The organism is Ensifer sp. ENS02, assembly GCF_014851885.1.
Taxonomy (GTDB): Bacteria; Pseudomonadota; Alphaproteobacteria; order Rhizobiales; family Rhizobiaceae; genus Ensifer; species Ensifer adhaerens.
This window is the reverse complement of sequence record NZ_JACVAO010000001.1, coordinates 664,919-681,509: the sequence shown is the minus strand read 5'-3', so window position 1 is coordinate 681,509 and position 16,591 is coordinate 664,919. Positions and strand designations below refer to the sequence as shown.

Annotated in this window: 12 protein-coding genes; 6 read left to right on the top strand and 6 right to left on the bottom strand. The window is 63.2% G+C overall.

Annotation, left to right across the window (positions count from 1 at the left end; all coding sequences use genetic code 11):
* Positions 1-6: 6 nt before the first annotated feature.
* Positions 7-2,178 carry an adenylate/guanylate cyclase domain-containing protein gene (locus IB262_RS03460; RefSeq protein ID WP_060584971.1) on the top strand — a complete coding sequence of 724 codons (2,172 nt, stop codon included), beginning with the start codon at positions 7-9 and terminating at the stop codon, positions 2,176-2,178.
* A 168-nt stretch (positions 2,179-2,346) separates the two neighbouring features.
* Here IB262_RS03460 and IB262_RS03455 read toward each other — a convergent pair whose 3' ends face one another.
* The gene (locus tag IB262_RS03455) at positions 2,347-3,267 is read right to left on the bottom strand and encodes a FecR domain-containing protein (protein ID WP_246713209.1); all 921 of its coding nucleotides are present in this window, start codon (positions 3,265-3,267) and stop codon (positions 2,347-2,349) included.
* A 305-nt stretch (positions 3,268-3,572) separates the two neighbouring features.
* Between IB262_RS03455 and uvrB the strand changes: the two genes are divergently transcribed.
* The 3 genes from uvrB to tyrS all read left to right on the top strand — a co-directional run bounded on the left by uvrB (position 3,573) and on the right by tyrS (position 9,270).
* Entirely contained in the window at positions 3,573-6,497 is a 2,925-nt protein-coding gene (uvrB, locus tag IB262_RS03450) for an excinuclease ABC subunit UvrB (protein ID WP_112976563.1), read from the top strand.
* 68 nt (positions 6,498-6,565) lie between these two features.
* On the top strand, positions 6,566-7,630 hold the full coding sequence (locus IB262_RS03445) for a GTP pyrophosphokinase (protein WP_192493403.1): 1,065 nt from the start codon (positions 6,566-6,568) through the stop codon (positions 7,628-7,630).
* Positions 7,631-8,007: 377 nt separating this feature from the next.
* On the top strand, positions 8,008-9,270 hold the full coding sequence (gene tyrS / locus IB262_RS03440) for a tyrosine--tRNA ligase (RefSeq protein WP_051659136.1): 1,263 nt from the start codon (positions 8,008-8,010) through the stop codon (positions 9,268-9,270).
* A 586-nt stretch (positions 9,271-9,856) separates the two neighbouring features.
* Here the strand turns inward: tyrS and IB262_RS03435 are convergent.
* A complete protein-coding gene (locus IB262_RS03435) occupies positions 9,857-10,207 on the bottom strand; it encodes a helix-turn-helix domain-containing protein (RefSeq protein WP_226020687.1) in 351 nt (116 codons plus the stop codon).
* A 166-nt stretch (positions 10,208-10,373) separates the two neighbouring features.
* Here IB262_RS03435 and IB262_RS03430 point away from each other — a divergent pair, with 166 nt between their 5' ends.
* A complete protein-coding gene (locus IB262_RS03430; RefSeq protein ID WP_112976561.1) occupies positions 10,374-11,255 on the top strand; it encodes an NAD(P)-binding domain-containing protein in 882 nt (293 codons plus the stop codon).
* Between the two features lie 135 nt (positions 11,256-11,390).
* Here the strand turns inward: IB262_RS03430 and IB262_RS03425 are convergent, their stop codons facing one another.
* Both IB262_RS03425 and IB262_RS03420 read right to left on the bottom strand, forming a co-directional pair.
* Positions 11,391-12,122: an LssY C-terminal domain-containing protein gene (locus IB262_RS03425; RefSeq protein ID WP_112976560.1), complete on the bottom strand. Its 732-nt coding sequence runs from the start codon at positions 12,120-12,122 to the stop codon at positions 11,391-11,393.
* Positions 12,123-12,340: 218 nt separating this feature from the next.
* Entirely contained in the window at positions 12,341-12,928 is a 588-nt protein-coding gene (locus IB262_RS03420; protein ID WP_034788490.1) for a J domain-containing protein, read from the bottom strand.
* Between the two features lie 677 nt (positions 12,929-13,605).
* On the opposite strand from IB262_RS03420, the gene IB262_RS03415 reads away from it, so the two are divergent.
* Positions 13,606-13,818, top strand: coding sequence for a cold-shock protein (locus IB262_RS03415; protein WP_034788487.1), 213 nt, complete (start codon positions 13,606-13,608; stop codon positions 13,816-13,818).
* 323 nt (positions 13,819-14,141) lie between these two features.
* Here IB262_RS03415 and dusA read toward each other — a convergent pair whose 3' ends face one another.
* The gene (dusA, locus tag IB262_RS03410) at positions 14,142-15,233 is read right to left on the bottom strand and encodes a tRNA dihydrouridine(20/20a) synthase DusA (RefSeq protein ID WP_112976559.1); all 1,092 of its coding nucleotides are present in this window, start codon (positions 15,231-15,233) and stop codon (positions 14,142-14,144) included.
* 175 nt (positions 15,234-15,408) lie between these two features.
* Positions 15,409-16,209: a glycosyltransferase family 25 protein gene (locus IB262_RS03405; protein ID WP_060584957.1), complete on the bottom strand. Its 801-nt coding sequence runs from the start codon at positions 16,207-16,209 to the stop codon at positions 15,409-15,411.
* Positions 16,210-16,591: the final 382 nt, after the last annotated feature.

The following is a 16,591-nucleotide window of genomic DNA, read 5'->3' as shown; positions in this document are numbered from 1 at the left end:
GCCGCCATGACACGATCGCAACTGTTCGGGGTTCTGATCGGCATGACGGTGGTGGCGTTCTTCACCATTCTGCGCGCCCAGGATCCGCAGTTGCTGCGCCAGGCGCGCGACGTCACCTTCGACGAATACCAGCGCATTGCGCCGCGCCGCTTCGAGCCCATGCCGGTCAAGATTATCGACATCGACGAGGCGTCGCTGCGCGAGCTCGGCCAATGGCCCTGGCCGCGCGATCGGCTGGCGAAGCTGACCGACCGCTTGAGCGAGATGGGTGCGGCCGCGATCGCCTTCGACGTGCTCTTTGCCGAGCCGGACAGATTGTCGCCGCGCACGGTGGTGCGCGATGTCGGCGGCGTCGATCCGTCCTTCCTTGCCGCCCTGCCGGACAATGACGAGATCTTCGCCGAGGCGATCCGCGACAAGCCCGTGGTTCTCGGCTTCGGCCTGACCAACGAGGGCAGCTACCTGCCGCCGGTCAAGGCCGGCTTTGCCCTGACCGGCGAAAGCGCCAACGAAGCGCCGCCACGCCTGCGGGCCGCGACGCCGCTCAGGCCGCAGCTCGAGGCCAATGCCGCCGGCCTCGGCCACATCAGCCTCAATCCCGGCTCGTCCTCGGCGGTGGTGCGCACCGCCCCGCTATTCCTGAGCGACGGCCAGCAGTTCTATCCGAGCCTGGCCATGGAGGCCCTGCGGGTGGCCCAGGGCGCTTCGACCTATGTGCTGGCGGCTGCACCCGACGTCGCCAACACGCTGACCGCCGTCAAGATCGGCGACTTCGTCGTACCGCTGATGTCGACCGGCGAGGTCTGGCTCTATGTCACGCCGGACACGACGGAACGCTATATCTCGGCGCGCCGCATTCTCGCCGACGGCGAGCCTTCGCCGGATATCCGCGCCGGCATCGAAGGCAGCATCGTCTTTATCGGCACTTCGGCGGCCGGACTGCAGGATGTGCGCACCACCGCGCTCGGCCAGAACGTGCCCGGTGTTTCGATCCACGCGCAGATCGTCGAGCAGATCCTGTCGGGTCGCTATCTTTCGCGCCCGGATTGGGCGAACGGGCTCGAAATCCTCTCGATCGCGCTCGCCGGAACGTTGCTGGTGCTGCTCACCACCTTCGTCAGCCCCGTGGTCGCACTCGTCTGCGGCATGGCAGTGACGGCGCTGGCGCTCGTCGCCTCCTGGATCGCCTTCTACTATGGCGGACGGCTTTTCGATCCGCTGGCGCCGATCCTCGCCGCCTCGATCACCCATTTCGCGGCCACTGCCTACCGCTTCCTGGTGACCGATCGCGAACGCCGCGAGGTGCGGCAGGCCTTCGGCCGCTATCTCTCGCCGTCGCTGCTCTACCGCATCGAGCATACGCGCAATGCCCTCAGCCTCGGCGGCGACGATCGCGAGCTCACCGTGATGTTCGTCGACGTGCGCAGCTTCACCGAAATGAGCGAGCGCATGACGCCGACCGAGGTCGTCGCCTTTCTCAACACGCTGCTCGATGCGCTGAGCCGGCATGTGCTGGCCAACGAGGGCACGCTCGACAAGTTCATCGGCGATTCGATCATGGCCTTCTGGAATGCGCCGGTCGACGTCGCCAACCATCCGCAAAAGGCAGTGCGTGCAGCGCTTGGCATGCGCGAGACGCTGGCGCGGCTCAACGCCGACAATGCCTTCGGCTTCGGCGCCGATCAGGAAGTGCGCATCGGCATCGGCATCCATACCGGGCTTGCCTGCGTCGGCAACATGGGCGCCGAGACGCGGTTCAACTATTCCGCCGTCGGCGACACCGTGAACATCGCCGCGCGCATCGAAGCGGCCTGCAAGGACGTCAACATCGACATTCTGGTGTCCGAGGCGACCGCCCAGGCTCTGCCGGACCATGCCATGCTCGACGCCGGCTCCCTCGGGCTCAAGGGCAAGACGACGCGAACGCGGGTCTATGCCGTCGCCGGCGACGAAAACCTCGCTGCCTCGCCCGCCTTCGCGGATCTGCGCGGCCTGCACGATCGGCTGGTCGCCGCACTCGGCGCTCGGACGCAGACCAGCCGCAGCATCGTCAACGCCGCCAAGCTGAAGGCAGCGGCGCTGACGCCGGCACTCGCCGGTTTCTACGCCCGGATCGGCCGCCGCGCCGACCATTTCGCGCAGACCACCGACGAGAATACCAAGCGTCCTGCCGAATGATCTTGCCCACGGCAGCCGAAAGCCACCTCACAGAGCACATGCGGAAGCGACCGCAGCCTGCTGATTTAGTGCAGTTTTCAAGAAACACGGCTCGCCAGAGGAAGGCGGCAAGGCGCACCGGCTCGGCTTTGAGATCAGGCGCGCGCCAGCAAAGCCTTCGCCGCCCCTTCAATCGTGGCTTGGGGCCTGATCCTGCGTCCCCTGATCCTGGCTCGGTTGATCGCCGCCACCGCCGTCTTGCGGTCCTGGGTCGCCGGGGTTGTTCGGCTGCGGCCCGGGATCACCCGGGTTTTGCGGCTGCGGGCCGGGATCGCCCGGGTTCTGGGGCTGCGGTCCGGGATCGCCGGGGTTCTCCGGCTGCGGGCCAGGATCCCGGGGCTTTTCTTCCGGCGGCGGCTTCTCTTCACGCGGCTTTTCTTCAACGCGAGCCGGTTGCTCTGGGATGGTACGGGTGGTGCCCTCGAACTGCGCCGCGCGCAGCCCGCAACCGCCGCCCACCCAGCCGATCGCTCCGGACAGGCGTTGACCTCCGGAGAGGAACGGCAGCGCCTGGGCATTGCCCAGGGATTTTAACGTCGTGCGGCTGACCCGTTTCGGTTCGGTGGCTCGGCGGCCGGGCTTGGCGACGACGCAATCGCAGCGCTGCGTCAGCTGCCGGCAGCCGCCTGGACCGCAGAAATCCGCCGCGCCGCTGAGCAGCACCACCGCGGTGGTGCCATCCGGGCCGACAAAGAAGTCGAAGGCGGTGCCGCGCACCCCGATGGTGCCGGCCGGCGTGACGATTTCATAGGCGGAATGGCCGGATTTGCCGCTGATCCAGCGGAACGTGCCCTTGGCGGCCATGATGGTCAGCTTCTTCACCGACTTCTTGTCGTCATAGACGAACTTGTCGATGACGACGGAAGACCCCCAGCCGACGGCAAGCTTGGTGCCGTCCTCGAAGACGAACTGCCCGAGCCCGGACTTCGATGTCGATATCCGTTCGTTCTTGTAGACAGGGTCTCTGACCGCAATCGCACCCCGCGCACCGTTGACCGCTGTCCGAATCTCCACTGCCTTGCCGACCGGTTCGGCGGCAAACAGGGACATCGGACCAAGGACCACGGCACAAAGCCCAAGTGCGGCACCACGCAAGCAGAACATGGCACCCTCCAAAGAACTATTGTTATCACGCGGCAGGCTTGGCTGTCTTCTCGCCCAATCGGGGTAACGCTGCGTCAGGCGCGCAACCGTAAGGGTTACAATGCGACAGGAATCCGACCCGCCTCGGTTGAAGCCCGCGATTCAAGGCGCAAACGTCGCCGGAATCGACTTCGGCAACCGGGGCGAAATGTTGCCCTTTTGTACTCCCTCGCCTCTTCACTTTCGGCCGGACTCTCTCCATATTCCCCGCCATGACCAAAGCTCCGAAGAATGCCCCGCCGAAGCCCTCCACCCCGTCCGGTTTCGAAGAAGCGCCGCAGGCGCCTTTGTCAGGCACGCCTCTGTCCGGCAATGTTTCCGACTGGGTGAAGCAGCTTGAGGCGGACGCGGAAGCCTCGGCCTTCGAAACCCAACGCCAGATCGCCTCCAAGGCCGGCAAGCACCGCAAGACGGTGGAGATCGCCGCCTCCAAGGCGGCGCGCAAGGCAGCGGGCGCCGATGACGAGGCGCAGCCGAAGAAGGCGGGCAAGAAAGGCAAGGTCGAGATCGTTGGCAGCAAGTCGGCGCGCGGCACCTCCATGGGCGGTTCGACCGACCCGAAGACCCGCGCCGCCGCCGGCCTCAATCCGGTGGCCGGCCTCGACGTCTCGCTGGAAGACGCCGCCAAGCTGACCTCCACCTCGGGCGTCACCGCCACCGTCGAGGCGCTTTCGGCGCTGATCGAGAGCGGCAACCCGCTGTTCAAGGACGGAAAGCTCTGGACGCCGCATCGCCCTGCCCGGCCGCCGAAGTCCGAAGGCGGCGTCGAAATCCGCATGGCGTCGGACTACCAGCCGGCCGGCGACCAGCCAACGGCGATCGCCGATCTGGTCGAGGGCCTGAACTCCGGCGAGCGCAGCCAGGTGCTGCTCGGCGTCACCGGCTCGGGCAAGACCTTCACCATGGCCAAGGTGATCGAGGCGACGCAGCGCCCCGCCGTCATCCTCGCGCCGAACAAGACGCTCGCCGCCCAGCTCTATTCCGAGTTCAAGAACTTCTTCCCGGACAACGCGGTCGAGTACTTCGTCTCCTACTACGACTACTACCAGCCGGAAGCCTATGTGCCGCGGTCGGATACCTTCATCGAGAAGGAATCGTCGATCAACGAACAGATCGACCGCATGCGCCATTCGGCCACCCGCTCGCTGCTCGAGCGCGACGACTGCATCATCGTCGCCTCGGTCTCCTGCATCTACGGTATCGGCTCGGTCGAGACCTATACCGCCATGACCTTCCAGATGAGCGTCGGCGACCGGCTCGACCAGCGCCAGCTGCTCGCCGACCTGGTGGCGCAGCAGTACAAGCGCCGCGACATGGACTTCCAGCGCGGCTCGTTTCGCGTGCGCGGGGATACCATCGAGATCTTCCCGGCCCACTTGGAGGATGCCGCCTGGCGCATCTCGATGTTCGGCGACGAGATCGACGCGATTACCGAGTTCGATCCGCTGACCGGCCAGAAGACCGGCGACCTGAAATCGGTAAAAATCTACGCCAACTCGCACTATGTCACGCCGCGCCCGACGCTGAACGGCGCCATCAAGGCGATCAAGGAAGAGCTGGTGCATCGCCTCGCCGAACTGGAAAAGGGCGGCCGCCTGCTCGAAGCCCAGCGCCTGGAGCAGCGCACTCGCTACGACATCGAGATGCTGGAGGCGACCGGCTCCTGCGCCGGCATCGAGAACTATTCGCGCTACCTCACCGGCCGCAATCCCGGCGAGCCGCCGCCGACGCTGTTCGAATACATCCCCGACAATGCGCTGCTGTTCATCGACGAGAGCCACGTCTCCGTCAGCCAGATCGGCGGCATGTATCGCGGCGACTTCCGCCGCAAGGCGACGCTGGCCGAATACGGCTTCCGCCTGCCCTCCTGCATGGACAACCGTCCCTTGCGCTTCGAGGAATGGGACGCGATGCGCCCGGATACGATCGCCGTTTCGGCGACGCCCGGTTCCTGGGAACTGGAACAGTCCGGCGGTGTCTTTGCCGAACAGGTCATCCGCCCGACCGGCCTGATCGACCCGCCGGTGGAAGTGCGCTCGGCGAAGACTCAGGTCGACGACGTCCTGGGCGAAATCCGCGAGACGGCGGCCGCCGGCTACCGCACGCTCGTTACCGTGCTCACCAAGCGCATGGCCGAGGATCTCACCGAATACCTGCACGAACAGGGCATTCGCGTGCGCTACATGCACTCCGACATCGACACGCTGGAGCGCATCGAGATCATCCGCGACCTGCGTCTCGGCGCATTCGACGTGCTCGTCGGCATCAACCTTCTGCGCGAAGGCCTCGACATCCCCGAATGCGGCTTCGTCGCCATTCTCGACGCCGACAAGGAAGGCTTCCTGCGCTCCGAGACCTCGCTGGTGCAGACCATCGGCCGCGCCGCCCGCAACGTCGACGGCAAGGTCATCCTCTATGCCGACCAGATCACCGGCTCCATGCAGCGCGCCATGGACGAAACCAGCCGCCGCCGCGAAAAGCAGATGGCCTATAACGAGGCCAACGGCATCACCCCGGAATCGGTGAAGGCCAAGATCTCCGACATTCTCGACTCGGTCTACGAGAAGGACCACGTCCGCGCCGACATCTCCGGCGTCGCCGGCAAGGGCTTTGCAGACGGCGGCCACCTCGTCGGCAACAACCTGCAGGCGCACCTCAACGCGCTGGAAAAAGCGATGCGCGACGCCGCCGCCGACCTCGACTTCGAAAAGGCCGCCCGCCTGCGCGACGAAATCAAACGCCTCAAGGCCGCCGAACTTGCAGCGATGGACGACCCGATGGCACGGGAAGAGGCACGGTCGCAGGAGGGTGGCAAGCGGTCCGCCTCCTCGACGTCATCCTCGGGCTCCACCCGAGGATCCAAGTCCACCGACGACAAGTCACTCTTCCAGAAACCCCACCTCGACGACATGGGCCGCGACGTCGCCACACCTGCCGGCTCGGACCAGTCGCTGTTCCGCCGGAACACCCTCGACGAAATGACCGTCGGCCGGACGGAAAAGCCGGTGATCGGCCATGTGCCGGACAAGCCGATTCTCACGCGAGCGAAGCCGGGTGTCGGGTCCTATGAGGACCCGGCGGACGAGAAGCGGCAGAAGGGTCGGACCAAGGGGAAGACGGGGCGGCCGGGGCGGTAACGCCGAAGTGCAGTGGGCTCAATAATATTTCCAATTCATGAACTGCTATAAGTTTTCTTTTGGGGTAAATCATTGACGTAAATAGTTGGCTCGAAGAGATCCTCCCGAAATACGACAGACTTACAGATTCTGTCACGAGCATCGCAAGAAGCTTACTAGAAGAAAATAATATAGAGTATCTCTCTATAACAGGAAGAACAAAAGAAAAGAAAAACATAAATGAAAAAATTACACGGAAAGGATACAATAACCCACAAAAACAATTAACAGACATATCTGGAATACGAATTATACTATTTATAGAATCAGACACAATTAAAGTCTCAAATATAATAAAGTCATCATTCTCGATAGACGATGAAAACAGCATCAACAAGGACGAAAGTCTGTCTTCAAACGAAGTTGGGTATAGATCAGTTCACTATGTGTGCGACCTCGGCCCTCAGCGAGAGAATCTTCCGGAATTCGCCGGATTGAAGGGACTGAAGTTCGAATTCCAGATAAGAACCGTATTGCAACACGCTTGGGCAGAGTTGGCTCATGACCGCTCCTACAAGTTTCGCTCTGCGCTGCCCAAAGAAATTCAGAGGCGCCTGTATCTACATGCGGGCCTACTGGAAATAGCCGACAAGGGGTTCAGCGAGATCGCAAACGAGATTGATCTCTACTCTAAGAAGATATCAGAACAATACGAATCGGGAAATCTCGATATTGAAATAAATTCGATTAGTCTCACAGAATTCGCGGAGTCGTGGGCAAAGGAAAACAAGTATCCACTGAAACAAATGTCCCAATCAACAAACTTTACAGAATTGATAAGAGAACTTCGTGGATTCGCCATTAATAAGATAGGCGATATTCGCGATATAATTCCTCATAAATACGCTGAAGAAGCCAATAAACTTCAAATAAAGTCAAATATTTTTGGACTTATTAGAGATTGGATGATTATAAAAGATATTGATAAACTTAAAAAAGAAATAAAGACCAACTGGGTCATATCTGATCCGGATTTCGAATTTCCCGAACAGGAGCTGTATAAAAAATTATCGTCTCCGGAGAACTACAAAAAAATTATTGAGTATGCTTTAAGGGAACACGTCTCTGATGATGAAGATGAGGGAGACAGTTAGCCTGCAGCCCCCAAATCCGAACACGCCCTTCTACATCCAACACTACTCAGGCGCCTCTTGGTGAAAGATTGGCTTATGGCGGGTCGTCCAGCCGTCAAGGGCACCGGGGAATCCAACAGAATACAATTTGAGGCGTCGTCATCTTTTCACCGATCCTAGTAGACACGGCGAGCCGTTCGGATCCCTTCCACCCCCTTGCCGCCTCCCCTGTTCCCCGCTACAACCACCGCATGATCAAGACCGCGCTCATCGCTGCCAACTATTATGCGACGTCTCCATAGGGAGCGGCGCGTTTCGATCATGCCTTGAAACAAGCCGCCGTCAGGCGGCTTTGTTTTGTTCAGTGCTCCCTGGCGGCATAGCCATGGAGAGTACCGATGACCCATTCCGACAATCCAACCGATGCCTTTGAGCCGCGTTCCGCGATCACCTGGACGCTGGTTGAGCGCGGTTATGTCAACCAGGTGACCGATCTTGCGGGCGTCGACGGCGCCTTTGCGGCCGGCGTCGTGCCTGTCTATGCCGGTTTCGATGCGACGGCGGACAGTCTGCATGTCGGCCATCTCATGCCGATCATGGCGCTTCGGCGTCTGCAGCAGGCCGGCCACAAGCCGATCGTTCTGATTGGCGGCGGCACCACCCGGATCGGCGATCCCAGCTTCCGTTCGGCGGCACGGCCGATGCTGTCGGAAGACGAGATTGCGGCCAATGTCGCCGGCATCCGCAAAGTGTTCGAGCGGCTGCTGACCTTTGGCGACGGGCCGTCCGACGCGGTCATGGTCAACAATGCCGACTGGCTGGACCGGATGGCCTGGATCGACATGCTCCGGGACGTCGGCAAACATTTCTCTGTCAACCGCATGCTTTCCTTTGACAGCGTGAAAACGCGGCTGGAGCAACAGGAGAACCTGAGCTTCCTCGAATTCAACTACATGATCCTGCAGGCGGTCGATTTCCTCGAGCTGTTTCGCCGCACCGGTTGCCGGCTGCAGCTCGGTGGCGGCGACCAGTGGGGCAATATCGTCGGCGGCGTCGATCTCTTGCGCCGGATCGAGGGCGCGGAAGTCTTCGGCATGACCACGCCGCTCCTGACCACCGCCTCGGGCGTCAAGATGGGCAAGACAGCGGCCGGCGCGGTCTGGGTCAACGAAGACCGCCTGTCGCCCTACGACTACTGGCAGTTCTGGCGCAACGCCGAGGATGCCGACGTGGTGCGCTTCCTCAAACTCTTCACCGAACTGCCGATCGACGAGATCGAAAGGCTCGGTCGCGCCGAGGGTGCGGAACTGAATGCGGTGAAGGAGCGGCTTGCCAACGAGGCGACGGCACTGGTGCATGGGCGGCAAGCGGCCGATCATGCACAGCAGACGGCGCGGCAGGCTTTCGGGCAAGGCGAAGCCGCCGCGGGCTTGCCGACCGTCGAACTCGACGACGCCGAGCGCACTGCCGGCGTGATGCTGATCGACCTGCTCGTCCGGGCCGGGCTGGCGGCATCGAAGAGCGAAGCGCGGCGGGCGATCTCAGGGCGCGGCGTCCGCATCGACGGCGAGGTCGTCGAGGATGGCGACGGACTGCTGACCGTCGCCGGGCGCCCGCTGCGGCTCTCGCTCGGCAAGAAGCGCCATGTGGTGGTGAAGTAGCGGTTCTCCGCTACGACCACAGCCTCACCGCCCTCGACCCGGCGCTTGTTTTGGACCCTCCTCGCGCCACATCTGCGGCGCGGGGGATGCGTCGGCAAACCAAAGCGCCTGTGTGCGCTGGCTCGGCATCTCCTGCCGCGCCGACGCGCGGCAGCTGGATCTCTGTGACGCGCACAGAGATGAGGGCGGAGATGATGCAGCCGCAGAAATCGTGGCTTGGGCGTGACGACGGTAACCGGCGGCGCTCTTATGAAATCGGCTCGCAGCGAACCACCTTGGCCGAAGAAGTGCCGGGATTACCCGACCGCCCTCATTCCTGTGCCTGTCACAGGAGTCCAGCAGCGCCGCGTCTGCGGCGCGAAGGGCCTACTGCCAAAAAGTTTGCCGGAACGAGCCGCCGCAGTTTTCCGCCGTGCGGCCGCATTGGTACGGGATCCCTGTGACGAGCAGAGATGGACGGGGCTGCAGCCGCCAAGATCGCGGCTCCAACGGCCCGGACAACACATCGGGGCTGTGGCGGGCGGCATCGTGGCGCCAACGCCGCTCGAAAGTGAGCCCGCCCACGGCCACGCCGACGTCGCGGCGATCAGCCCACCGCAACCGCCCTCGCCTCGACCTGCCCTGCGTCGTCGCCAAACTCCTCGCCCCACTTGCAGAGCGCATCCGCCGCCACGTTCAGCGCGGCACCGCGTTTGGTCAACGAATAGACCACCTTTGGCGGCGTTTCCGGATAGGTGGTGCGGCTGACGAGGCCATCGGCTTCCAGTTCGCGCAGTTGCTGCGCCAGCATCTTCTCGCTGATGGCGGGCATCGCCTGACGCAGGCGGCCGAAGCGGCGCGCGGCCTTGCCGAGTTCGCAGAGAATATCGACCTTCCACTTGCCCTCGATCGCCCGCAGCGCGGTCATGAAACCGCAGTTTTCCATGGCATCCGTCACGTCATCCTCCCTTACGCCGGGGTAACCACTTACCCGCGCGTGCGTATTGCGACCCGATTGTCCCGTCTTACGTCTCAGCCGCGACGACAAATGCGTCGCCTCGAACAAGCGAAGCGGGATGCGCGTAGCGAGCGCCGATCCCGCACCAAGGATATGGAGACTGGATATGCAACCTGCAATCAGCGTTTTGGGAATGGGGCGGATGGGGTCGGCATTGGCGCATGCGCTGCTCAAGGCCGGGCACCCGACGACGGTGTGGAACCGTACGCCGGCAAAGGCCGCGCCGCTCGCCGCAGCCGGAGCCGAAGTGGCGGCCAGCGTACGCAACGCCGTCGCAGCCTCCGACATCGTCATCGTCAATGTCAGCGACTACCAGGCGACGCAGAGCCTGCTGCGCGACCCTGACGTCACTGGCACCCTCAAGGGCAAGCTGATCATCGAGCTGACCTCCGGCACGCCCGATGGCGCCCGCGAGGTGCAGGATTGGGCCGGGCGGCATGGCATCCGCTACCTCGACGGTGCGATCCTGGCGACGCCCGATTTCATCGGCACCGAAGCGGGCACGCTGCTCATCTCCGGCCCGGCCGCGGCGTTTGAGGAAAGCCGCGCAGTGCTCGGCGCGCTCGCCGGCAATGTGCAGCATATCGGCGCTGATCCGGGCCTTGCCAACGCGCTCGACAGCGCGGTGCTCGCCCTGATGTGGGGCGCGCTGTTCGGCGCGCTGCAATCGATCGCCGTCTGCCGCGCCGAGGCGATCGATCTCGAAACGCTTGGCAAGCAATGGTCGGCGACGGCGCCTGTCATCGATGGCCTCGTCGCCGACCTGATCAAGCGCAGCGCCGCCGGGCGCTATGCGGCCGACGACAAGACGCTTTCCTCGGTCTCGCCGCACTATGGCGCCTTCCACCATCTGGTCGAGCTGATGGCCGCCCGCGGCATCGACCGGACGATCACCGACGGCTACGAGGCGATCTTCCGCCGTGCCATCGACGCCGGCCACCTGCACGACGATTTTGCATCGTTGTCGCTGTTCATGGGGCGTCCGTAACGCGTAGGTGACGGGGCGCGCGCCGTCCGCTGTGCCGCCCCGCGCCACAATCTTTCAGATTTGCGCTTTAAGCCTTTGATCCATCGCCGCGTTCTGCGCCTGCCGCGTCCTTGCTCCGCGTGCGGCGGTGCGCACTCACTTCGCGGCCTCCGCACCGCCCCCTTCGCCTGCCGGCTTGAGTACTCCGACCAAGGTCTTGCCGTCGGTGAAGTAAGGATCGCCGCCGCCGTTGCGACCCGATGTGGTGGCGCCGACGCCGGGGATCTCATAGGTCGATGCCACTTGCCCGGCCTTGTCGAGGTCGTCGATGACCAGATTGCGTTCGGCATCGAGATCGGGGCCGATGTGGTGGGTGATCTGGCCGGTATCGTGGCTGAGGCCGACGCCGCGGTCGAAGCTGGCCGAACCGAGCCAGAGCGGGCCGCTGCCCTCCACAGGCTTGGTCGTCTGCCAAAAGCGCACATGGTTGCGCTGGTCGGCGCTGTGGCCGACCGGCTTCTCGAAGGCCAGGTCCTGCTTGCGCCCCTCATAGAACAGCGGACTGACGGGCGCGTCGAGATCCGGCCGGTCGAGCACGACGCTGAGGCCGATATCGACCGAGGACCTGAGCGTCACCTTGTCGGCGGCGTCCCATCCGGCCGCGGCGAAGGCGCGGATGATCTGCTCCTTGGAGCCGACCAGCCCGACATTGATCGGGTCGCCGGGAATACCCTGCTCCGTGGACGTTACCATGGGATTGAGCGGAACCCTGCGCCTGGAATCATGGAAGACCCAGAGTTCCGGGACGAGAAAATAGCTGACCGCGAGATAGGCGGCGAGCATGGTCGCCAGCAGGAGAACGGCTGCACGCATGTGTGAGCGGCTCATGCCACTCTCCTTCGCTCCAGACGATGGCAGAAGTCCCGGCTATCGGACACAGACGAAGACTATGGCACCGATGGAGGCGACTGCACAGCGGTGCCACAAAGGCGAACGCCGGTGATATCAACGCCGCCGATCGCGCCGGCCGACAGCCAGGTGTCCGGATCACGGTTGTCGTCGTCGTCCCGGCGTACTTACCACCGGCAAAGTCGAGACGGCGCCGCCTACTCCGCCGCGTGCGCCTTCACCTCCAGCGCCTCAAGCTCGTAGGAATACCCCTCCAGCATTTCATAGGCCTGCTCGATCGTCTTGATCTGCTCGTCGGTGCTCTTGATCGCCTCGGCGATCGAGCGCGAGCGGGCGCGCAGCATCGAGCCGAGCACGTCGGTCTCCGGCCGGCGGCCGAGGCGGTCGAGGTGCTTGCGCACGCGGGCCCGGTGGCGCTCGAGCTCAAGGATGTGGAACCGGCTCTTGACGATATCGTCCGAAAGCTTGCGGCGCATGGCGGCGACGGGATCGAAGCTGCCGGGCTCGCGCTCGTCGAGGATGAACTCGTTGACCAGCGTTTCCAGCATCATCAGGCCCTTGAGATCGCGCGCGTCGGCCAGCTGCGGATCGTAACCGGTGTCGTCATAGACCTTGCGGCGCACCGGATCCTTGAGCAGCTCATAGGCCACCTGCAGTCGCGCGAACTGTTCGGGATCGCCGCCGGAATCCGGATGCGCGGATTTCGCCGCCTTGCGATAGGCGTTGCGGATCGCCTGATTGTCGGCGTCGCGTTCCAGTCCAAGCAGTTCGTAAGGGTCGATCACGCTGTCCCTCTCCGTATGTCACTCTCGCCACCAGCAAGACCTGGCCGGCGCACTCTCACCAATTCAGCCCCGGCGACACCTCGTCCGTACGGCGACACCTCGTCCGCACGGCGATACTTCGTCCGTCCTCGCGGCCGCCCGTCTGCGCCACTGGCTACGCCATCGGCGGCCAAGACGGAACCAACCTTCGGTAAAACCTGCGCGTTATCCCGGGGATGCGCAAGTCTTATGGAGAGGCGCAAGCCTTCCCCCAGGCAGTCCGCCCCCAAAACGCAAACGCCCGTTGGCGGCGCGCACGTTCGGTCGAGGTCGGGACGAAATTGTGTCCGGAAACCGGCCGTCCCCGATTTTTCTCCCTGCCCGGAAAGCGACGGTCGAGAACCGGCCAAAGCCCTGCAAAGACAGAGGCTGGACGGCTTCCCGCGGCGCACAAGGCGCTTGCCTTTTTCTGCAAATCCTGTCACTTCTTGCCCCGTTCGGGCGATTTCTATCCCGGAGACTGGACTTTCAACTGCGCCCGGCCTTGTGTCGGGACCGCCGGCAGCGGCACCGTAGACGTCTTTTCCCCGATATCGTGACCACTCGACGCCTTTCCGCTTGCAAGCGGAAGACGAGATGCCCACATCCCCCAGGGGGCGCGGGCAACGCAAATTGACTGAAGGAAAAGGACTTCTTCCATGGCCACCAAGGGCATCGTAAAATTCTTCAACCAGGACAAGGGCTTCGGCTTCATCACGCCGGATGGCGGCGCGAAGGACGTGTTCGTACACATCTCCGCCGTTCAGGCCGCTGGCCTCGCTACGCTCAAGGACGGCCAGCAGGTCACCTTCGACACCGAGCCGGATCGCATGGGCAAGGGCCCGAAGGCCGTCAACATCCAGGCTGCCTAAGCCGGATCGTCCAGTCGGACATTCATTTGGAAACGGCGCTCCGCAAGGGACGCCGTTTTCGTTTGGGGGGCGCCTCAGCCCCCACGGATCAGCTCCTAACCCGGCCTTATAGGCAGCGGGTCTCCAGAAGCAGCTCCAGCCCCCCATGCTCGGGCTCGACCCGAGCATCCAGAACCAGAGGCGCCATCTTCTCTCGACGCAGCAAAGCCTGCGCCGGACGCGCGGCCCAATGAGCGCTCAGGCGAACTCGAGGACGACAAACGGAGAGGTCTGCGGCACTTACCCTCGAACGCCCCGCGGGCGCCCGCACACTCGATGACCGCCTACTCCGCCGCCTGCTTGGCCGCCGTCGCCTCGAAGACCGCGTCGAAGGCCGCGTGGATTACGTCCGGCCCCGCGCCCTGGCGGGTCGCATCGGAGGACAGGATCTGGCGATAGCGTCGCGCACCCGCCCAGCCCTGGAACAGGCCGACCATGTGGCGGGTCACGTGGATCAGCCGGCCGCCATTGGCGATATGCGCGGCGGCGTAATCGGCCATGGCGTCACGGACCTCCGCCCAGAAATCAAGATCGAGACGATGGCCGCGCTCTGAGAAGGTGGCTCCGTCTTCGACGATTGGCTTGGCGCCAGTCAGCGGATGCGGGAAATGGCGATCGGCCGCTGTCAGCATGGCGCTGTCGTGATAGGCAGCACGGCCGAGCATGACGCCGTCCAGATGCGGAAGCTGCTCAAGCGCCTGATTCAGGGTCTGAAGACCGCCGTTGATACCGATGAAAAGATTGGGATTTTCCTGCTTCAGCCGATACACGAGGCCATAGTCGAGCGGCGGGACCTCGCGGTTCTCCTTGGGGCTCAGGCCCTGTAGCCAGGCTTTGCGGGCATGCACCCAGACGGCGTCTGTGCCGGCATCGATCACCTGCGCGACGAGCGTGCGCAACGCCACTTCCGGATCCTGGTCGTCCACACCGATACGGCACTTGACCGTAACCGGGATTTTTACCGCCGCCTTCATCGCCGCAACGCAGCCGGCCACCGTTTGCGGCTCCTGCATCAGGCAGGCGCCAAACGTGCCGGACTGCACCCGGTCCGACGGGCAGCCGACATTCATGTTGATCTCGTCATAACCGAAGCCTTCGGCGATCCGTGCCGCCTCCGCCATCTTCGCCGGATCGTTACCGCCGAGCTGCAGCACCACCGGATGCTCGGATACGTCAAAGCCGAGCAGCCTCTGCCGGTCCCCCCGCAGGATCGCCTCGGCGACGATCATTTCCGTATAGAGCAGCGCATGCTTCGATAGCTGCCGCGCGAAAAACCGATAGTGCCTGTCCGTCCAGTCGATCATGGGCGCAACGGCGAAGACCGGTGCGTTGAAATACGCCTTAGTGCGCGCAGCTTTTCCTGCGGTCTCAGTCATCTTTCGTGCGTCTCTTGTTCAATGGCCGCGGCAAGGGCAGCGCCGAATATTCGCGCATGCCGCCAGCAGGCATTATCTAGTGTTGCCGGGCTTATATAACGCGACGCCGAAGAAAGCGAGCTTTAGACACCTACGGCAATGAGAGGCAACGAGGAGGCCTCAGCAACGCGACCCGTCAGCCAAAGGGAACGGTCGTCCAGCGGTAGCGAATGCTGCGCAAGAGGAACGGCGGCAACGCCGCCACCTGCAGTGACAGTCGCTTGCACTCGCGCCAGAGCTTCTGATGTATCTTGAGCTTCAACTTCACGCGAGCCGCTGCTCCGGCCGGCTTGCGGATCGTGCTTCCATGCGCCGGGTCGGCGCTGTCGAGAAGCATGCCCTGGATGCAGACGGCCGGATAGAGCTGATGAATGCGGCAGTCGTCCGGCCGCGGCACCTCATCGTCGAACATGAAATGATCGACAGGGCATGGAAACGCCCCTTCCGAGAGCTCGAGCAGTCTTTTTGCATAGTCACGAGAGATGACATAGCCGCCCGTGCCGACATGACATCCCCGCAATGCATGGATCGTACGCCCGGCATCGGCGAGCACACGGGCACGGCTGAGAAACACCTTCTGCCGGAAAGTTTCGATCTTCAGCAGGCCCACTTCGGCCGGGATCCAATCCGATGACGACAGCGCGTGGGTTGCGCTCGGGGAAAAGAAGACATCGTCCTCGATCACCGCGCCATAGGCATCGCTCCCTTCCGCGATGATGGCCCAGCACTTCCGATGGCTCATGAAGCAGGCGATTTCAGCCTTGTTCATCCTCTTCCACTGCTTCGACACCGGCTGCATCGCCAACACGGCGTCATCGAGCTCTCGCCCGTCAACGGCAGCCACGCGCTCAAAATTCAGGCCGAAGGTGGAAAACTGGCTTCCGATGTGGATCAGTCGCTCAGGGGAACGGTCGAGATTGATCACCAGGCAGCGCATGGATACCCCTTGCTTCCTTCCATCTTGACGTGTGTGGGCCGAAGGCGCACGCCGCTTGGTCAGCCTATCGCGCCCGATCCTCGGAACTGCGAAAAAACGCTCCGAAATCAACGGCAGGGTAACCGAACCCATCGTCGGGATTCGTACAACTGCGCGACGAGCTACCACGGATCGCACGGCGTCACAACGATCAGCGCTGAAGCGACAAGCGCCTGCGTTGCGACAACTCCCCTGAACTCCTCGCGATACGGCACTGACGAGGCCACCAGCAAGGTGCCAGCAACACGGCCGCCGTCGATAGCGTCCTGCCGACGGCGGCTCCCCGCCGGGCATGGTTTCCACTTTGTTAAGAAGAATCGCACATCTTGCCGCCTCGACTGGA